Here is a 15,164-nt window from a genome sequence, read left to right as displayed (position 1 = left end):
AACGCGTGCAGACTGCAAGCATTTGAGAGACTCGAACATATCGCCGCTTCATTCTTATTACGGAGAATGAAGACGATACGTCGTTTCAATTTTCAGCTTGTTCCGGATTGTTAAAGAGCAGTATCTCAGACGCAGCTCGTAAGCTTCGTTTGAGATACATCGTGGAGACACCTTTCACCTGTCACCAAGCAAGTGGCGTCCCCTAGGGGATTCGAACCCCTGTTGCCGCCGTGAAAGGGCGGAGTCCTAACCGCTAGACGAAGGGGACACGATAGTGTCACGACTTCGCAGCCGTCTTGCTCATTACTTTCTATCAGACAATCTGTGTGAGCACTTCGCGGGAAGGTATCTTCAGGTAAGGAGGTGATCCAACCGCAGGTTCCCCTACGGTTACCTTGTTACGACTTCACCCCAGTCATGAATCACAAAGTGGTAAGCGCCCTCCCGAAGAAGGTTAAGCTACCTACTTCTTTTGCAACCCACTCCCATGGTGTGACGGGCGGTGTGTACAAGGCCCGGGAACGTATTCACCGTAGCATTCTGATCTACGATTACTAGCGATTCCGACTTCACGGAGTCGAGTTGCAGACTCCGATCCGGACTACGACGCACTTTATGAGGTCCGCTTGCTCTCGCGAGGTCGCTTCTCTTTGTATGCGCCATTGTAGCACGTGTGTAGCCCTACTCGTAAGGGCCATGATGACTTGACGTCATCCCCACCTTCCTCCAGTTTATCACTGGCAGTCTCCTTTGAGTTCCCGGCCGAACCGCTGGCAACAAAGGATAAGGGTTGCGCTCGTTGCGGGACTTAACCCAACATTTCACAACACGAGCTGACGACAGCCATGCAGCACCTGTCTCAGAGTTCCCGAAGGCACCAAAGCATCTCTGCTAAGTTCTCTGGATGTCAAGAGTAGGTAAGGTTCTTCGCGTTGCATCGAATTAAACCACATGCTCCACCGCTTGTGCGGGCCCCCGTCAATTCATTTGAGTTTTAACCTTGCGGCCGTACTCCCCAGGCGGTCGACTTAACGCGTTAGCTCCGGAAGCCACTCCTCAAGGGAACAACCTCCAAGTCGACATCGTTTACGGCGTGGACTACCAGGGTATCTAATCCTGTTTGCTCCCCACGCTTTCGCACCTGAGCGTCAGTCTTTGTCCAGGGGGCCGCCTTCGCCACCGGTATTCCTCCAGATCTCTACGCATTTCACCGCTACACCTGGAATTCTACCCCCCTCTACAAGACTCCAGCCTGCCAGTTTCGAATGCAGTTCCCAGGTTAAGCCCGGGGATTTCACATCCGACTTGACAGACCGCCTGCGTGCGCTTTACGCCCAGTAATTCCGATTAACGCTTGCACCCTCCGTATTACCGCGGCTGCTGGCACGGAGTTAGCCGGTGCTTCTTCTGCGGGTAACGTCAATCGGTGAAGTTATTAACTCACACCACCCTTCCTCCCCGCTGAAAGTACTTTACAACCCGAAGGCCTTCTTCATACACGCGGCATGGCTGCATCAGGCTTGCGCCCATTGTGCAATATTCCCCACTGCTGCCTCCCGTAGGAGTCTGGACCGTGTCTCAGTTCCAGTGTGGCTGGTCATCCTCTCAGACCAGCTAGGGATCGTCGCCTAGGTGAGCCATTACCCCACCTACTAGCTAATCCCATCTGGGCACATCCGATGGTGTGAGGCCCGAAGGTCCCCCACTTTGGTCTTGCGACGTTATGCGGTATTAGCTACCGTTTCCAGTAGTTATCCCCCTCCATCGGGCAGTTTCCCAGACATTACTCACCCGTCCGCCACTCGTCACCCGAGAGCAAGCTCTCTGTGCTACCGTTCGACTTGCATGTGTTAGGCCTGCCGCCAGCGTTCAATCTGAGCCATGATCAAACTCTTCAATTTAAGTTTGATTTGCTGAAACAAGTTCAGCGGTGCTCATCTGTAAAACGTCATAATGAATTTCATTATGTGTTCACTCGTGAGGCTTTGATATTTTTTTGCGTCCGGAGACGCGGATATCAATCCTGCGAGTGCCCACACAGATTGTCTGATAAATTGTTAAAGAGCGTTGCGAACAGCGGCTGAACCGTCTGTCGCGAGGTGGCGTATACTACGCTACTCTCCTTCGGAGTCAAACACTTTTTGCAGCGTTTTCATCCGGCGGAAGTTCTTATCGAATCTTCCTCACCAACACCGCATTTCGTAAACCGTTGTGCCGTGTTGATGGATGCGCATTATAGGGAGTTGTTCTCAGCACGCAACCGCTAAATTCAATAAAAACAACCGTTCGCTGCATTCCACAGCAAAACCCCGCCTTATACGCAGTTACACACAGTGTTATCCACACTCTGCCGCACAAATGAATTTAGGCGAGCATCACGCAAACGTTTTCGCTACAATGCCCGGCGACGTCAAGGATGCCCCTTTTGGGGCGTTACATGAGGCAAGCGTTTCCTTCTATATAGAAGAGAGACACTAAGCTTGATGTAACGCTCTTTTTTACGCGAAACAAAGCCAAGGGATAAAACCACCATGCAACAACGTCGTCCTGTACGCCGCGCTCTACTCAGTGTCTCTGACAAAGCCGGTATCCTCGAATTTGCTCAGGCACTCTCCAGTCGTGGTGTTGAGCTGCTCTCCACAGGCGGTACAGCACGTCTGCTGGCTGATGCGGGCTTGCCCGTCACCGAAGTTTCTGACTACACCGGTTTCCCGGAAATGATGGATGGACGCGTCAAAACGCTGCACCCGAAAGTGCATGGCGGCATTTTGGGTCGTCGTGGTCAGGATGATGCGATCATGGCTGAACACGCTATCAACCCAATCGACATGGTGGTCGTCAACCTCTATCCCTTCGCACAAACCGTTGCCAAACCTGATTGCTCATTAGCTGACGCGGTTGAGAACATCGATATCGGTGGCCCAACCATGGTTCGCTCAGCGGCGAAGAACCACAAAGACGTGGCGATCGTGGTGAAGAGCAGCGATTACGAAGCGATCATTGCCGAGCTGGATGCCAACGAAAACTCGCTCACGCTGGAAACGCGTTTCGATCTGGCTATCAAAGCTTTCGAACACACTGCCGCCTACGACAGCATGATCGCCAACTACTTCGGTAGCCTGGTGCCGGCTTATCACAGCGACAGCAAAGAACCGGCTGGCCGCTTCCCGCGCACGCTGAACCTCAACTTCATTAAGAAGCAGGATATGCGTTACGGCGAGAACAGCCATCAGGATGCTGCCTTCTATATAGAAGAGAATGTTGCTGAAGCTTCTGTGGCCACTGCGCAGCAGGTTCAGGGCAAAGCGCTCTCATACAACAATATCGCCGATACCGATGCCGCACTTGAATGCGTGAAAGAGTTCGACGAAGCCGCTTGTGTGATCGTCAAACACGCTAACCCATGCGGCGTGGCAGTTGGCGGTTCGATTCTTGACGCTTATGAGCGTGCCTACAAAACCGATCCGACTTCCGCTTTCGGTGGCATCATCGCCTTTAACCGCGAGCTGGACGAAGCCACCGCGCAGGCGATCATCAGCCGTCAGTTTGTTGAAGTGATCATCGCGCCATCCGCCAGCGAAGCGGCACTGAAAGTTACCGCGGCCAAGCAGAACGTGCGCGTTCTGGTGTGTGGTCAGTGGCAAGGTCGCGTTGCGGCGCTGGATTTCAAACGAGTTAACGGCGGCGTACTGGTTCAGGATCGCGATTTGGGCATGGTCAATGCCAGTCAGCTGCGCGTTGTCAGCAAACGTCAGCCAACTGAGCAGGAACTGCGTGATGCGCTGTTCTGCTGGAAAGTGGCGAAGTTCGTTAAATCCAACGCCATCGTCTACGCACGTGACAACATGACCATCGGCATTGGCGCCGGCCAGATGAGCCGCGTTTACTCGGCCAAAATTGCCGGTATCAAAGCCGGTGACGAAGGTCTGGAAGTGAAAGGGTCCGCGATGGCGTCTGATGCCTTCTTCCCGTTCCGCGACGGTATCGACGCCGCTGCGGCTGTCGGTATCAGTTGCGTGATTCAGCCGGGCGGTTCAATCCGTGATGATGAGGTGATTGCCGCCGCTGATGAGCACGGCATCGCGATGATCTTTACCGACATGCGTCATTTCCGCCATTAATTGTTGGGAGCAGTACAGATGAAAATTTTAGTGATTGGTAATGGCGGACGTGAACACGCGCTGGCATGGAAAGCGGCACAATCGCCACTGGCGGAAACAGTATTTGTCGCGCCTGGCAATGCGGGCACCGCGCTCGAGCCGGCTCTGCAAAACGTGGCAATCAGCGCCACCGACGTTCCCGCGCTGCTGGCCTTTGCTCAGCAGGAAAAGATCGATCTGACTATCGTTGGTCCGGAAGCACCGCTGGTGATTGGCGTGGTTGATGCGTTCCGTGCTGCAGGTCTGAAGATCTTTGGCCCAACGCAAGCCGCTGCCCAACTGGAAGGCTCAAAGGCGTTCACCAAAGATTTCCTGGCACGTCAGCAGATTCCAACCGCCGAATACCAGAACTTCACCGAAGTGGAACCTGCGCTGGCGTATCTACGTGAGAAAGGCGCACCGATCGTGATCAAAGCTGACGGTCTGGCGGCCGGTAAAGGCGTGATCGTGGCGATGGAACTGGCGGAAGCGGAAGCCGCTGTGCAGGATATGCTGGCTGGCAATGCGTTCGGCGATGCTGGTCACCGTATCGTGATTGAAGAGTTCCTCGATGGCGAAGAGGCCAGCTTTATCGTAATGGTCGACGGCAACAATGTGCTGCCGATGGCCACCAGCCAGGATCACAAACGTGTCGGCGATGGCGATACCGGTCCAAATACCGGCGGCATGGGCGCGTATTCTCCGGCGCCCGTGGTGACCGATGAGATACACCAGCGCGTGATGGATCAGATCATCTGGCCAACCGTTAACGGTATGAAAGCAGAAGGCAACATCTATACCGGCTTCCTGTATGCCGGTTTGATGATCGATAAAGCCGGTCAGCCTAAAGTGATCGAATTTAACTGCCGCTTCGGCGATCCGGAAACTCAGCCGATCATGCTGCGCCTGCAGTCGGATCTGGTGGCGCTGTGTCTGGCGGCGACCGACGGTAAACTGGATCAGCAAACCTCGCAGTGGGATCCGCGTCCCTCTCTCGGCGTGGTGTTAGCGGCGGGTGGTTATCCGGGCGATTACAACACGGGCGATCAGATTCACGGTCTGCCGCTGGAAGAAGTACCGGATGGCAAAGTGTTCCACGCTGGCACCACCATGAAGGACGATCTGGTGGTCACCAACGGTGGTCGCGTACTGTGCGTGACTGCACTGGGCGACGATGTTGCCGCTGCGCAGAAGAACGCTTATGCGCTGGCGCAGCATATCTCGTGGGATGGCAGCTTCTGCCGCCGCGATATCGGCTACCGCGCGATTAACCGCAAATAAGTACGCAAAGGGGCACAGCAGGTGCCCCTTCTCTTATCCGCCTGTCAGAAATCACTCTCATTTGGCTGCCAGCTGCATTCGTCATCCGGCGTAGCACGCAGCAGTTGCACACCTTCCGGCGCTTCCAGCCACGACACCATCAATGGCGCAGCCTGGCTCTGCTGCTGGCGGCCTAGCGTATACAGTGTGTCGCGATCAAAGGCCACATTCACCAGCTTGTCATCGCACTCACGCACCTGATTGCCACCCAGCCAATGGCCCTGACGCAGTAATACACGGCCTGCAAGCAACGCATTGCTCTGATCCAGCATGCGCTGCGCATCGAAGCGATATAGCTCAACGCTATCAGCGCTGACCGCTTCACGTCGCCCCGCCAGCTGGCGCTGCATGAAATTGAGATTGCCCTGATGATCGAAGCGTAAGGTGACATCATCCGGCTGTGCACCCGCGACGCGCCGTTCGACGCTAATCAGCTTCTGCTGCTGCCAATTGTAGTCAGTGGTTTCCATCGCATCGCCATTAAACGGCGTGAAGACCGTACGCAGGTGAACAACTTGATGGTCACTATTCTTGCGCCAGATGCGCACAGTGCCGCGGTCGGCCAGATAGCCGCTCGCCGTGAAGGCAGGCAGTTCAGGAGTGGAGCTACAGCCCGTCAGCAGCGCACCAAATAACAGGGCGCAAACGCGCTGAGGAATTGAATTCAGCATGGCAGGTCCCGGCAACAAAAAGGGGCGCTAACGCCCCCTCTTTTAAAGCTAAACCGCAATGCGGAAACTTACTTAACAGCGTCTTTCAGAGCTTTGCCTGAAACGAACGCTGGCACGTTAGCTGCTGCGATTTTGATCTCTTTGCCAGTCTGCGGGTTGCGACCGGTACGCTCAGCGCGGTGGTTCACTTTAAAAGTACCAAAACCAACCAGTTGTACAGCATCACCTTCTTTCAGAGACTCAGTGATCGCAGCCAGGGTAGATTCCAGCGCAGTCTTAGCCTGGGTTTTAGACAGGTCAGCTTTCTCTGCGATCACATCAATCAGTTGAGTCTTGTTCATAAGTTATCCTTAAAGTGTATTTATCGCTTGCTAAGCAACGAGTGCGAGGGAAAAGCCATTCTCAGACCTTGTTCAGCCGGCACGCACCGATAGCCACAATTTTCAGCCCCCCAAATGTAGACCAGACTGGGGGCTGATGTGAAGCCTCCAGGCGCGGTAATTCGGGCCTGAAGTCACGTTTTCTTGCCTTATTGCTGAAAAAGTATACCGATGTTACTGATTCCCGCTTCGCGCAGGTCTGCACGCAGGCCTTTAATCAATTCCAGGTCGCGCTCCTCACACTCTGACAGCAGGCGGAAAATCTCCCACTGCAGGTCCCATTCATCGATGACAGCCTGATTTCCGCGCAGCTCTTCGTCGGTCATTTCGCGACCGGCCTGCGTCATTTCCAGAATCGCCACGGTGGTGATCGATGTACGGCTGACTTCAACGGCGTGCTCCAGCGTTTCGCCGCTAAGCTGTGCATGCAGCAGTTCACTCAAGGCCACGCAGGCATCAATCGCCGGATGAACACCGTAAACCTCAAAATCGTCACCATCCGGGATCGCCGTTTCAAATTTCTCCAGCTGACCGTCGAAATTGATTTTGGCATCTTTGACCGTCAGGCTTTCCCAGATGAGATCGAGGATGCGGCGATAGAGTTGCGGATCGGCGAATGCGGTCTGCTGACAAAAAGCCCAATAGTTGGGGAACATACGCTCGCAAAGGCAGGCCATGAAAGTCATATGCTGCCAGCTTTCAAGCTTCGCCAGACGCAAATGGACGGGATTCTGTAACATCAAACTTACTCTCAATAGGTTAGCTGGCGGCAGTGTACCGCAAAAGCCGGGCACAAACAGCGTTAAGGCGTGTTTTGCCAGCGCAGAAAGGCCGGGCGTCCGGAGGCGACAGCATCCGCCCAACGCGTCGGTTCCGGCAAACGATAGCCCGCAGTACAGGCTTCCACCCATTGCAATGCGCTATCCATGCTGACGCGATGGCCGGTCGAGATAAACAGCGGATTACAGCGCGCTTTACTGCGCCATACCCAGCCAATCTGTTCGCCTTTGTCGAGCAGCGGCTGACGGCTGCCTGGCTCGGCGTCCAGCTCAGCAAAACGTCCACACAAACGCTTCTTCGCCACGCCAATGGTGGGCACATCCACCAGCGACCCGAAATGCGCCGCCACGCCAAGCCGACGGGGATGGGAAATACCGTGGCCATCGACAAACAGCAGATCGGGCAACTGGGAGAGCTGCTGCCAGGCTTCCAGCAGCGCCGGCATTTCGCGGAAGGATAAGAAGCCCGGAATATAGGGCATGGTGGTGGCCACGCGCGCAATGCGGTGTTCCACCAGCTTTAAGGATGGATACTCGAGGATGACCAGAGCCGCGCGCGTGATCTCGCCGCCCTGTTCAAATCCCACGTCGGCACCACCAATAAAGCGTGGCGGCAGCACATCGAAATCATCCTGCCGCACCACATCAGCAGCGCGCTGTAACTGTTCCTGGCGTAGTGCGGCTAAATCCATCATCAGCCCTGATGATACGGACGTGACAGACGATGCACCGCTTCAACAAACGCACCAGCATGCTCAGGCGGCACATCAGGATGGATGCCGTGGCCCAGGTTAAACACGTGACCTTCGCCAGTGCCAAAACCTTCGAGAATCCCGGCGACTTCCTGCTCAATGCGCGCAGGCGGTGCATACAGCATGGAAGGATCCATGTTGCCCTGCAGCGCCACTTTATCACCCACACGACGACGCGCCTCGGCGATATCGGTAGTCCAGTCAAGTCCCAGCGCATCGCAGCCGGTCGCCGCTATCGCTTCCAGCCATTGGCCGCCACCTTTAGTGAACAGCGTAATAGGAACGCGGCGACCTTCATTCTCGTGCAGCACGCTATCGACGATTTTGTGCATGTAATAGAGCGAGAATTCGCGATAGTCGCGTCCGGTCAGCACGCCGCCCCATGTGTCGAACACCATGATCGACTGCGCGCCAGCTTTGATCTGCGCATTGAGATAAAGAATCACGCTGTCTGCCAACTTATCCAGCAGCTTATGCAGGGTTTGCGGCTCGGCGTACATCATCTTTTTAATTTTGGTAAACGCTTTGCTGCTGCCGCCTTCAACCATGTAGGTTGCCAGCGTCCACGGGCTGCCGGAGAAACCGATCAGCGGCACTTCGCCTTTCAGGTTGTGACGAATGGTACGCACCGCGTTCATCACATAACCGAGCTCTTGCTCTGGATCCGGCACTGGCAGATTGTCGACATCCGCACGGCAGGTGATCGGATTGGAGAAACGCGGGCCTTCGCCGGTCTCAAAGTAGAGCCCAAGTCCCATCGCATCCGGAATGGTGAGGATATCGCTGAAGAGAATTGCCGCATCCAGCGCATAGCGACGCAGCGGTTGCAGCGTGACTTCACACGCCAGCTCAGCATTCTTACACAGCGACATAAAATCACCGGCTTCAGCGCGCGTGGCTTTGTACTCCGGCAAATAACGCCCGGCTTGTCGCATCATCCATACCGGTGTGACATCTACCGGCTGACGTAACAGGGCGCGCAGATAACGATCGTTCTTCAGTTCACTCATAATGGGCTCTCTCATGCTAAGGCCGGCAGTGTAGCATTTTCACGCCGCGCTGGCGCGACACAGGGCAACGGTATCTTCAATCAGGCGACGCGCCACCGTGCCGGGCGGCGGCAACAGCGGCAGATCGTCGTAGCGATACCAGCCGGCATCCAGCAGCTCTTTGCCGTCGTGTTGCAGATCGCCGCCGTCATATTCCGCCATATACGCCATCATCAGAGAGTGCGGGAACGGCCACGGCTGCGAGGTAACGTAACGCACGTTTTTCACCCGCACGTTGCTCTCCTCCATCACTTCCCGCGCCACCGCTTGTTCTAAGGTTTCGCCCACTTCGACAAAGCCCGCCAGCACGGTGTAGATATTGTTACGATGACGCGCATGATTGGCGAGCAGGATCTCATCGCCACGGCGGATAGCCACGATGATGCACGGCGCAATTTGCGGGTAATAACGCTCGCGGCAGTGATTGCACAAGCAGGCAAATTCGCGTTTGCTGATGTGCATCTCATGGCCGCAATAGCCGCACCAGCGATGCGAGCGGTAAAACTCCGCCAGCTGCACGCCACGTCCGGCGATTTGGAACAGGCCGACATCCTCATCAATCAGTTGGCGCACGGAGCCCATGCTGTCCGGACGCGATTCACGTACCAGCCAGACATTCTCGCCCTGCCACTCGCCGATCAAAATCGCGTTGCTGCCGCTGAGGCCAAAATCGCTGGCTAAGCCATGCGGCAATTCGCCCTGCGGCAACCAAAGTTTTTGCTCATGGCTGACAACCCACCATCCAGCGTCTAAGCTTGAGATCTCACGTTGCATCTTAATCGTTGTCCTTAGCGTCAAATCGCACGCTGAAATCCTAATATTAAGTGTGTAATAAACAACTATAACCTACCTGGAGCCCCATATGCTTAACCAGTTAGATAACCTGACAGAGCGTGTAGGCGGCGGAAATGAATTGGTTGATTCATGGCTGCGCGCCCGTCGACAGCTGCTCGTCACTTACTACGAGCTTATTGGCATGAAGCCACAAAAAGATGCGTTATCCACGCTGGATGAACAGGCGCTGGACGCATTTTGTCACAACCTGGTGGATTACCTTTCCACCGGCCATTTCAGCGTGTATGAACACATCATTAGTGAGATGCAGGGTGATAGCCCCTTATTCGTCGCTGCGCAGATTTATCCGGCACTGGAGGCGAATACCGATCGCATCATGCAGCTCTACGATAGCCATCTGCAGCAAGCGATTAACGATGATAATTGCGTGGATTTTCAAACCGCGCTCTCCGAAGTCGGCGAGGTGCTGGAATCGCGCTTCACGCTGGAAGATAAGCTGGTGCAACTCGCCTGGGACAACCAGCTGGCGCTTCCGCCGGTTGCCAACGATAGCGCCATTGCCCGCCCGGCTTAATCTAATGAAGATGTAAAAAACTTGTTATTCAAGAAAAGCCCTCTTATGCTGAATGGGCTTTTTTATTGTCTTCTTTAACAACAATCAAAAGGCAAATTTTGCGGTTTAAGCGTAGCGTGCGCAGCCAGTTTGCACTCGGACAGCGCGCAGGGACCGGAGCGTACACGTAGTACGTGACGGTCACGAGCACTGCCCAGGTGCAAAATGGCAAGCAAAGTAGCTTAAACCACAAAACACCAACTTGTCGGAGTGCCCTCTGGGGCTGAGACCGTTAATTCGGGATCCGCGGAACCTGATCAGGTTAGTACCTGCGAAGGGAACAAGAGTAGACATTATCAGCACGGTGCATGCTGGCGCCCGGCACCGTACCTGTTACTCCTTCCGAACTCTGGACAAGCAACTTCCAACCGTTACCGGAAACTTGCTATGTCTGCTAAAACTTCTCGTCGTGAACAACGCGCTCAGGCGCAAGAATTTATCGATTCCCTGCAGGGAACCGCTTTCCCCAACTCCAAACGTATCTGGATCACCGGCAGCCGCGCGGATATTCGCGTGCCGATGCGTGAGATACAGCTCAGTCCAACGCACATAGGCGGCAGCAAAGAGAATCCGCACTATGAGCCAAATGAAGCGGTGCCGGTTTACGACACCGCCGGGGCTTATGGCGATCCTCAAGCCACCATTAATGTGCATCAGGGACTCGACAGGCTGCGTGCCAATTGGATCGAAGAACGTGACGACAGCGAAACCATCCACCAGCTGAGTTCCCGTTACACGCAGCAGCGTCTGGCGGATGAAGGCCTGGACCATCTGCGTTTTGAGCAGCTGCCGCAACCGCGCCGTGCCAAAGCGGGTCGCCGGGTTACCCAACTGCACTATGCGCGTCAGGGCATCATCACGCCGGAGATGGAGTTTATCGCGCTGCGTGAAAACATGGGCCGCGAGCGTATTCGCGGTGAAGTGCTGTTACAGCAGCATCCGGGTCACAGCTTTGGTGCCAATCTGCCAGAAAATATCACCGCGGAATTTGTCCGTCAGGAAGTCGCCAATGGGCGCGCCATCATCCCTTCGAACATCAATCATCCCGAATCCGAACCGATGATTATCGGCCGCAACTTCCTGGTGAAAGTGAATGCCAACATTGGCAACTCTGCGGTGAGCTCATCTATTGAAGAGGAAGTGGAGAAGCTGGTGTGGTCAACGCGCTGGGGCGCAGACACTGTGATGGATCTCTCAACCGGCCGCTATATCCATGAAACGCGTGAGTGGATTTTGCGCAATAGTCCGGTGCCGATTGGTACGGTGCCGATTTATCAGGCGCTGGAGAAAGTGAACGGCATTGCAGAAGATCTCAACTGGGAGATTTTCCGCGACACGCTGCTGGAGCAGGCGGAACAAGGCGTTGACTACTTCACTATTCACGCTGGCGTGCTGCTGCGCTATGTGCCGATGACGGCCAAACGCCTGACCGGCATTGTGTCGCGCGGTGGCTCGATTATGGCGAAATGGTGCCTGTCGCATCACACCGAAAATTTCCTCTATCTGCACTTCCGCGAGATTTGTGAAATTTGTGCCGCCTACGATGTGGCGCTGTCACTGGGCGACGGCCTGCGTCCCGGCTCGATTCAGGATGCCAACGATGAGGCGCAATTTGCCGAACTGCATACGCTGGGCGAACTGACCAAAATCGCCTGGGAATACGATGTGCAGGTGATGATTGAAGGTCCGGGCCATGTGCCCATGCAGATGATTCGACGCAATATGACCGAACAGCTTGAGCATTGTCACGAAGCCCCGTTTTACACGCTTGGCCCGCTCACCACCGATATCGCGCCCGGCTATGACCATTTCACTTCCGGCATCGGCGCGGCCATGATTGGCTGGTTCGGCTGCGCCATGCTGTGTTACGTGACGCCGAAAGAGCACCTCGGTTTGCCGAACAAAGAGGATGTGAAGCAAGGGCTGATCACCTACAAGATCGCTGCGCACGCGGCGGATCTGGCGAAAGGTCATCCCGGTGCGCAGATCCGTGACAATGCGATGTCGAAAGCGCGTTTTGAATTCCGCTGGGAAGATCAGTTCAATCTGGCGCTCGATCCGCACACCGCACGCGCCTATCACGATGAAACCCTGCCGCAGGAATCGGGAAAAGTGGCGCACTTCTGCTCGATGTGCGGCCCGAAATTCTGCTCGATGAAAATTACCCAGGAAGTGCGTGAGTTTGCCGCCCGCCAACAGGCTGAAGCCCAGCCGATTGAGATGGGTATGGCGCAAATGTCGAACGCCTTCCGCAATCGTGGCGGCGAGATCTATCACGCTGCCGATACCCTTAAAGAGGAAAATGTATGACCGACGCCTTTCCTGCCACAGCCTCAAAGCTGGGGCTGTATCCGGTTGTTGATAGCGTGGAATGGATCGCGCGCTTGCTGGAAGCCGGTGTGCGCACCATACAGCTGCGCATCAAAGATTGTGAAGATTACGAGGTGGAAGATGCGGTGCGCGAGGCGATTGCACTCGGCAAACAGTATCGCGCTCGCCTGTTTATCAATGATTACTGGCGCTTAGCCATTAAATATCACGCTTATGGCGTGCACCTCGGCCAGGAAGATCTCGATGTAGCCGATCTGGCGGCCATTCGCGAGGCGGGATTGCGCCTGGGTTTATCGACGCATGACGATGCCGAGTTAGATCGGGCTCTGGCGCTGCGCCCTTCTTACATTGCGCTTGGCCACATCTATCCTACGCAAACCAAAGATATGCCTTCTGCGCCGCAAGGCGTGGTGGAATTGAAACGCCACCTGGCGCGTTTGCAGAATGTGCCAACCGTGGCGATTGGCGGTATTTCTCTGGCGCGCGTGCCGGAAGTGCTGGCTACCGGCGTGGGCAGCATTGCGGTGGTGAGCGCGATTACCCAAGCCGCCGACTGGCGCGCAGCAACGCAGCAGTTACTGTCACTGGTGGAAAATGGAATCGAACCCGCAGAAGCAGTGTAATGCGCGGCAAGTAAAGATGAAACGCTGGAATCTGCCGCGCAGTAGCGTGATGTAGGGGCTGGCGTCATTTCCTGACAAGACTAAAGTGTGCCTGCCCGCTGTCGCTTGCAGCGGGCCAGGGCTGGTCTCAACCTCTCCCAGCCCTGCCTTTCTTCACGTGATCAGGGAGGAGGTATGCACGGATTCATGACTACAAGCCAGCATGGCACGTTCTACCGCTGCGCCGAGTTGAGCTATCGCCTGCTCTGTGTGCTCATTCATTGGCAAACCATAATTCAGGCGCAAACAGTTGCGATACTTACCCGAGGCCGAAAACAGCGAGCCGACGGCAACCTGCATGTTCAGCTCACGCAATTCGGTATTGAGCCTGACCGCGTCAAATGCCTCTGGCAATTCAATCCACATCAGGAAACTGCCCTGCGGACGCGACACACAAATCCCACACGGAAAGTAGTGGCGTACCCAGCAGCTAAAGGTTTCATAATTGCGTTGATACACCTGACGCATGCGCCGCAAATGCGGCAGATAATGACCAAGACGAATAAACTCGGCGACCGCGTGTTGCGGCTGGGTAGCCGTCGATCCGGTGCTGATATATTTCATATGCAACACGCGATCGCGATAGCGCCCCGGCGCCACCCAACCAACACGCAGCCCCGGCGCCAGCGTCTTGGAGAAGGAACTGCACAGCAATACCCGTCCATCGTGATCCAACGACTTAAGGGTAACCGGACGCGGATACTCCCACGCCAGCTCGCCGTACACATCGTCTTCAATAATCGCGGCATCGAAACGCTGTGCCAGCGTCACCAGCGCACGTTTGCGAGATTCCGGCATGATAAAGCCCAGCGGATTATTGCAGTTTGGCACCACCACCACCGCTTTAATCGGCCACTGTTCGAACGCAAGTTCCAGCGCTTCCAGGCTGATGCCGGTAACCGAATCGGTGGGAATCTCAATGGCGCGAATGCCGAAGCCGCGCAGAGTTTGCATAGTGCCGTGAAAAGTCGGCGACTCCACCGCAATGATGTCACCAGCCTGACATATCGCACGAATCGAGATCGACAACGCTTCATGGCAGCCGGTGGTGATCACGATATCGTCTGCCGTGAGCTGACAACCGCTGTCGATCGTCAGGCGCGCAACCTGTTCGCGCAATGCCGCGACACCCAGCAAACTGTCATAGTTGAGCTGATCGATATCCTGCTTCTGCGCCATACGGCTTTGAATTTTCCACAGCGGTTTCAACGTGGGCTGGGTCAGATCAGGCATACCGCTGCCGAGTTGCAACACATCGTTATTAGTTCGGCTGCTGAGCAACTCCAGCACCGATTCCCACTGCGTGATTTCCACCGGACGCTGTGCAGGTCGGGTGATGGCCGGCATCGGCGGCGTCGCTTTGCGTGTTGCAACGAAATATCCGGAACGTGGCTGCGGCACAATCAGCTGTTTCTCTTCCAGCAGATGATATGCCTGCTGAACGGTGCTGATACTCACGCCGTGTTCAAGACTCAGCGTGCGCACCGACGGCAAGCGCTCGCCGCTGCGGTACAGCCCTTGCTCTATACGATCCGAAAGCAAACATGCTAAATGTTGGTAGCGCGTCATCGTATGCCTCACTCAGCCATCAATCATAATAAACCAGTACAGATAGACCTCATTATTACCATTCAGATCCACCTCAAGGCAATCTGTATGTTAAAGATAAGTGT

Annotated in this window: 12 protein-coding genes, 1 tRNA gene, 1 rRNA gene and 1 riboswitch; of the genes, 5 read left to right on the top strand and 9 right to left on the bottom strand. The window is 55.3% G+C overall.

The genetic code is table 11. From position 1 onward, the window contains the following. Positions 1-193: 193 nt before the first annotated feature. Both P6287_RS01240 and P6287_RS01235 read right to left on the bottom strand, forming a co-directional pair. Positions 194-268 (bottom strand) — tRNA-Glu (locus tag P6287_RS01240). 88 nt (positions 269-356) lie between these two features. Further along, a 16S ribosomal RNA gene (locus P6287_RS01235) occupies positions 357-1,901 on the bottom strand. A gap of 630 nt (positions 1,902-2,531) precedes the next feature. Between P6287_RS01235 and purH the strand changes: the two genes are divergently transcribed. Then, a complete protein-coding gene (gene purH / locus P6287_RS01230; RefSeq protein ID WP_277974385.1) occupies positions 2,532-4,121 on the top strand; it encodes a bifunctional phosphoribosylaminoimidazolecarboxamide formyltransferase/IMP cyclohydrolase in 1,590 nt (529 codons plus the stop codon). Positions 4,122-4,139: 18 nt separating this feature from the next. Beyond that, positions 4,140-5,420, top strand: coding sequence for a phosphoribosylamine--glycine ligase (gene purD, locus P6287_RS01225; RefSeq protein WP_176972894.1), 1,281 nt, complete (start codon positions 4,140-4,142; stop codon positions 5,418-5,420). A 44-nt stretch (positions 5,421-5,464) separates the two neighbouring features. On the opposite strand, the gene P6287_RS01220 is transcribed toward purD, so the two are convergent. The 6 genes from P6287_RS01220 to nudC all read right to left on the bottom strand — a co-directional run bounded on the left by P6287_RS01220 (position 5,465) and on the right by nudC (position 9,864). After that, complete coding sequence (locus P6287_RS01220; RefSeq protein ID WP_277974384.1) at positions 5,465-6,130, bottom strand: DUF1481 domain-containing protein; 666 nt, start codon at positions 6,128-6,130, stop codon at positions 5,465-5,467. Between the two features lie 68 nt (positions 6,131-6,198). Beyond that, complete coding sequence (gene hupA / locus P6287_RS01215; protein ID WP_007886275.1) at positions 6,199-6,471, bottom strand: nucleoid-associated protein HU-alpha; 273 nt, start codon at positions 6,469-6,471, stop codon at positions 6,199-6,201. Between the two features lie 188 nt (positions 6,472-6,659). Then, positions 6,660-7,250: a YjaG family protein gene (locus P6287_RS01210; RefSeq protein ID WP_277974383.1), complete on the bottom strand. Its 591-nt coding sequence runs from the start codon at positions 7,248-7,250 to the stop codon at positions 6,660-6,662. 62 nt (positions 7,251-7,312) lie between these two features. Then, complete coding sequence (gene nfi / locus P6287_RS01205; RefSeq protein ID WP_277974898.1) at positions 7,313-7,981, bottom strand: deoxyribonuclease V; 669 nt, start codon at positions 7,979-7,981, stop codon at positions 7,313-7,315. Between the two features lie 2 nt (positions 7,982-7,983). Further along, a complete protein-coding gene (gene hemE, locus P6287_RS01200) occupies positions 7,984-9,051 on the bottom strand; it encodes a uroporphyrinogen decarboxylase (RefSeq protein WP_277974382.1) in 1,068 nt (355 codons plus the stop codon). Positions 9,052-9,090: 39 nt separating this feature from the next. After that, positions 9,091-9,864 carry an NAD(+) diphosphatase gene (gene nudC / locus P6287_RS01195; protein ID WP_110868440.1) on the bottom strand — a complete coding sequence of 258 codons (774 nt, stop codon included), beginning with the start codon at positions 9,862-9,864 and terminating at the stop codon, positions 9,091-9,093. 88 nt (positions 9,865-9,952) lie between these two features. On the opposite strand from nudC, the gene rsd reads away from it, so the two are divergent. From rsd to thiE, 3 genes are all read left to right on the top strand, one after another. After that, on the top strand, positions 9,953-10,459 hold the full coding sequence (gene rsd / locus P6287_RS01190) for a sigma D regulator (protein ID WP_101763024.1): 507 nt from the start codon (positions 9,953-9,955) through the stop codon (positions 10,457-10,459). A 235-nt stretch (positions 10,460-10,694) separates the two neighbouring features. After that, positions 10,695-10,795, top strand: a riboswitch (TPP riboswitch). A gap of 90 nt (positions 10,796-10,885) precedes the next feature. Then, positions 10,886-12,808 carry a phosphomethylpyrimidine synthase ThiC gene (gene thiC / locus P6287_RS01185; RefSeq protein ID WP_277974381.1) on the top strand — a complete coding sequence of 641 codons (1,923 nt, stop codon included), beginning with the start codon at positions 10,886-10,888 and terminating at the stop codon, positions 12,806-12,808. Beyond that, on the top strand, positions 12,805-13,452 hold the full coding sequence (thiE, locus tag P6287_RS01180) for a thiamine phosphate synthase (protein WP_110868437.1): 648 nt from the start codon (positions 12,805-12,807) through the stop codon (positions 13,450-13,452). The genes thiC and thiE overlap by 4 nt, the downstream gene beginning before the upstream one ends. A 153-nt stretch (positions 13,453-13,605) precedes the next feature. Here thiE and P6287_RS01175 read toward each other — a convergent pair whose 3' ends face one another. Beyond that, complete coding sequence (locus P6287_RS01175) at positions 13,606-15,060, bottom strand: PLP-dependent aminotransferase family protein (protein WP_192415500.1); 1,455 nt, start codon at positions 15,058-15,060, stop codon at positions 13,606-13,608. Between the last annotated feature and the right edge of the window lie 104 nt (positions 15,061-15,164).

This window comes from Pantoea sp. X85 (genome assembly GCF_029623675.1).
Classification (GTDB): Bacteria; Pseudomonadota; Gammaproteobacteria; order Enterobacterales; family Enterobacteriaceae; genus Pantoea; species Pantoea leporis.
Note: the sequence above shows the minus strand (reverse complement) of the source record. Positions and strands in the feature narration are given on the sequence as shown.

Excerpts from the sequence above, each read along its gene's own strand:
- purH (WP_277974385.1), top strand. The coding sequence starts at position 2,532 with ATGCAACAACGTCGTCCTGTACGCCGCGCTCTACTCAGTGTCTCTGAC.
- purD (WP_176972894.1), top strand. The coding sequence starts at position 4,140 with ATGAAAATTTTAGTGATTGGTAATGGCGGACGTGAACACGCGCTGGCA.
- P6287_RS01220 (WP_277974384.1), bottom strand. The coding sequence starts at position 6,130 with ATGCTGAATTCAATTCCTCAGCGCGTTTGCGCCCTGTTATTTGGTGCG.
- hupA (WP_007886275.1), bottom strand. The coding sequence starts at position 6,471 with ATGAACAAGACTCAACTGATTGATGTGATCGCAGAGAAAGCTGACCTG.
- P6287_RS01210 (WP_277974383.1), bottom strand. The coding sequence starts at position 7,250 with ATGTTACAGAATCCCGTCCATTTGCGTCTGGCGAAGCTTGAAAGCTGG.
- nfi (WP_277974898.1), bottom strand. The coding sequence starts at position 7,981 with ATGGATTTAGCCGCACTACGCCAGGAACAGTTACAGCGCGCTGCTGAT.
- hemE (WP_277974382.1), bottom strand. The coding sequence starts at position 9,051 with ATGAGTGAACTGAAGAACGATCGTTATCTGCGCGCCCTGTTACGTCAG.
- nudC (WP_110868440.1), bottom strand. The coding sequence starts at position 9,864 with ATGCAACGTGAGATCTCAAGCTTAGACGCTGGATGGTGGGTTGTCAGC.
- rsd (WP_101763024.1), top strand. The coding sequence starts at position 9,953 with ATGCTTAACCAGTTAGATAACCTGACAGAGCGTGTAGGCGGCGGAAAT.
- thiC (WP_277974381.1), top strand. The coding sequence starts at position 10,886 with ATGTCTGCTAAAACTTCTCGTCGTGAACAACGCGCTCAGGCGCAAGAA.
- thiE (WP_110868437.1), top strand. The coding sequence starts at position 12,805 with ATGACCGACGCCTTTCCTGCCACAGCCTCAAAGCTGGGGCTGTATCCG.
- P6287_RS01175 (WP_192415500.1), bottom strand. The coding sequence starts at position 15,060 with ATGACGCGCTACCAACATTTAGCATGTTTGCTTTCGGATCGTATAGAG.